Source organism: Acidithiobacillus sp. TH-A35, assembly GCF_057473505.1.
Genome location: NZ_JBYCKR010000123.1, coordinates 1 through 2409 on the forward strand (window position 1 = coordinate 1; position 2409 = coordinate 2409).

Annotated in this window: 2 protein-coding genes; both read left to right on the top strand. The window is 58.6% G+C overall.

Features of this window, described 5'->3' with window-relative positions; all coding sequences use genetic code 11:
* On the top strand, positions 1–588 hold a 588-nt coding region (locus tag AC2VNK_RS04410; protein WP_486882956.1), incomplete at its 5' end, for a thioredoxin fold domain-containing protein.
* Positions 589–590: 2 nt separating this feature from the next.
* The coding region (pepN, locus tag AC2VNK_RS04415; protein WP_486882957.1) for an aminopeptidase N at positions 591–2409 on the top strand (1819 nt) is incomplete at its 3' end.

The following is a 2409-nucleotide window of genomic DNA, read 5'->3' on the forward strand; positions in this document are numbered from 1 at the left end:
ATTGCCGGCCCGGTCCTGAATACGCAAGGTGAGGATGAGGCGCACGCGGCGATGATGAAGCTCGGCCTGATTCCCAAGCCGACGAGTGCGGCGACCATGGCCGGGAAAGCTGCTCATGCCGCTAGCTTTGTGCTGGGCACCAGCGGGCCGGAGATTACCGCTTTTGTCGATCCTAACTGCATTTTCTGCCATAAGTTCTATGAAGAGGCCAAAGCGCTGATTGAAGCCGGCAAGCTCAGGGTGCGTTATGTGGTAGTGGCTTTTCTCAAGCCGAGCAGCGCACCGAAAGCCGCGGCCATTCTTGGTGCCACGGACCCTGCTGCCGCTATGGCGGAGAACGAAAAGGGCTTTGATACGGTGACGGAAGAGGGGGGGATTGCACCGGCGCAAAATCCTGCCGCCGCCACCCTCAGCGCGGTAGAAAATAATACCAGGCTGTTGGGCGAGAGCGGTGAAATGGCTACCCCCACCCTGATCTACTGTAATCAAAAGGGTGAGCCGACCTTGGTACACGGCCTGGACAAAGAAAGTTTCAAGGATTTTGTTGCGCATATCGGTAATCTGCAAAATGGAGCGTGCCGGAAGTGAATATGTCGGGATCGAAAGCGGCGGTCATTCGGCGTGGTGACTATCAAGCGCCCAGCTATCAAATCTCCGAAATCGTTCTGGATTTGCGCCTGGATCCGGAAAATACCGAGGTATATGCCCGCCTCCATTTTCAACGCACCGCACCGGCGCCGGTTACCGAATTGCATCTGGACGGTGAGTCTCTGGAGTTGTTGAACCTCCAACGGGATGGCCAAGTGCTGGCAGAAAGCGAGTATCGACAGACCGATGCTGGTTTGTTGTTGCTGAATCCTCCGGAAGCTTTCATTCTGGAGAGCCGGGCGCGCATTCATCCTACGGCTAACACCTCTCTTTCCGGACTCTACCATGCGGGCGGGCAGTTCCTGACCCAATGTGAGGCAGAGGGTTTTCGGCGCATCACCTATTATCTGGATCGTCCTGACTGCCTCGCCCGCTTCACGGTTACTCTGCACGCCCCGCAAAACAGTTGCCCGGTGTTGCTCGCCAATGGCAACTGTATGGCCACAGGCGATGAGGAGGGCGGCTGGCACTGGGCCCGGTGGGAAGACCCCTATCCCAAGCCGGCCTATCTCTTCGCCATGGTGGCCGGTGATCTGGCGGTGGTCCGCGATCAGTACCGTACCGCTTCCGGCCGGGACGTGACCCTGGAAATCTACGTGGACGAACGTGACACCGGTGCCTGCGCCCAGGCCATGGACAGCCTCAAGCGCGCCATGCGCTGGGACGAAGAAGTCTATGGCCGGGAATACGATCTGGACCGCTACATGATTGTCGCTACCGACAGCTTCAATATGGGCGCGATGGAGAACAAAGGCCTCAACATTTTTAATGCTAAATATGTGCTCGCCAGCCCGGAGACCGCTACGGACAGCGACTATCAGGGCATTGAGTCGGTCATTGCCCACGAATATTTCCACAACTGGACCGGCAACCGGGTGACTTTGCGTGACTGGTTTCAGTTGAGCCTCAAGGAAGGCCTGACCGTGTTTCGCGATCAGGAGTTCAGCGCCGACCAGAATTCCCGCGGTGTCCAGCGCATTGGCGATGTGCGCCGCCTGCGTGCCGCCCAGTTCCCGGAAGACGCTGGCCCGCTCGCCCATCCGGTGCGGCCCGATGCCTACTCCGAGATCAACAATTTCTACACCGCCACGGTCTATGAAAAGGGCGCTGAACTGGTGCGGATGATTCATACCCTGCTCGGTAAGGCGCAATTTCGGCAGGGAATGGATCTCTACTTCGAGCGTCACGACGGTCATGCGGTTACTATCGAAGACTTTGTTGCCGCCATGGAGGATGCTAACCAACGCGATTTTTCCGCTTTTCGCCGTTGGTATAGCCAGGCGGGAACACCCGTTTTACGGGCCGTCGGCAGCTACGATCCCGCCCGGCACAGCTATACTCTCACCTTGCACCAGGAAACCCCGGCAACCCCCGGTCAGCCCGTTAAGGAACCAGTGCCGATCCCGGTACGTATCGCACTGCTCAACACGCAGGGGCAACGAGTGCCTCTGGATAGTGTCGTGGGCACCTCCGAAACCGTGTTATTGCTGGAGCAGTCGGAGCAGTCATGGGTCTTTGCGAACTTGCCTGATCCGGTGATCCCCTCCATTCTGCGCGGTTTCTCCGCCCCGGTGCGTCTGCAGGACCCCCTGGATGACGAGGCCCGCAGTTTTCTGGCGCGCCACGACGACGATCCCTTCAATCGCTGGGAGAGCACTCAGGACCTCGCCGTAAAAGCCTTACTCGCCGCCGTGGCGGATTCAGCGACCACTCCATTACCAGGCGCCTTACGGAACGTTATTGCGGCAACGTTGGCTGACC